Consider the following 892-nt stretch of genomic DNA (forward strand, 5'->3'; position numbering starts at 1 on the left):
ACGGCGAGTACTACTTGTACCAGCTGGAAGGTCTGAAGGTTATTGATCAACTCGGGCAACTGCTCGGGAAAATCGATCATCTTCTGGAAACCGGCGCCAATGATGTAATGGTGGTCAAGCCTTGCGCTGGCAGCCTGGATGATCGCGAACGCCTGTTGCCCTATACGGAGCAATGCGTGTTGGTAGTCGACCTTGCCGCAGGCGAGATGAAGGTGGAATGGGATGCGGACTTCTAAGCGTGGCTAACTTGCGCGTAGAAGTGATCAGTTTGTTTCCCGAGATGTTCTCCGCCATCAGCGAGTACGGCATCACCAGTCGTGCGGTGAAACAGGGGCTGTTGCAGCTCACCTGTTGGAATCCGCGAGACTACACGACGGATCGACATCACACTGTGGACGATCGCCCATTTGGCGGTGGCCCGGGCATGGTGATGAAGATCAAGCCCCTGGAAGATGCTCTGGTTCAGGCCAAGGCAGCAGCCGGGGAGGCGGCGAAGGTAATTTACCTGTCCCCCCAAGGCCGTCAGCTGACTCAGTCGGCGGTCCGCGAGTTGGCGAATCTGGATGCATTGATCCTGATTGCCGGCCGCTATGAAGGCATTGACGAGCGTTTTATAGATGCTCACGTCGATGAAGAGTGGTCGATTGGTGACTATGTACTGTCTGGCGGCGAGCTGCCGGCGATGGTCCTGATCGATGCGGTTACACGACTGCTGCCTGGAGCTTTAGGGCATGCGGACTCCGCCGAGGAAGATTCCTTTACGGACGGTCTGCTGGATTGCCCGCACTACACCCGACCGGAGGTGTATGCGGATCAGCGTGTTCCCGACGTGTTGCTTAGTGGCAATCACGCGCATATCCGGCGTTGGCGTTTACAGCAGTCCCTTTGTAGG

2 protein-coding genes are annotated in these 892 nt (G+C 57.0%); both read left to right on the forward strand.

What is annotated here, in order from left to right; translation table 11 throughout:
* Nucleotides 1-236 (forward strand): ribosome maturation factor RimM (gene rimM, locus ACIQY3_RS33030; RefSeq protein ID WP_403028614.1); only part of this gene is annotated, 236 nt, incomplete at its 5' end.
* On the forward strand, nucleotides 218-892 hold a 675-nt coding region (gene trmD, locus ACIQY3_RS33035), incomplete at its 3' end, for a tRNA (guanosine(37)-N1)-methyltransferase TrmD (protein ID WP_403028617.1). The genes rimM and trmD, both read left to right, overlap by 19 nt.

Origin of the sequence: Pseudomonas sp. NPDC096950, from assembly GCF_044762525.1 — a bacterium.
GTDB lineage: Bacteria > Pseudomonadota > Gammaproteobacteria > Pseudomonadales > Pseudomonadaceae > Aquipseudomonas.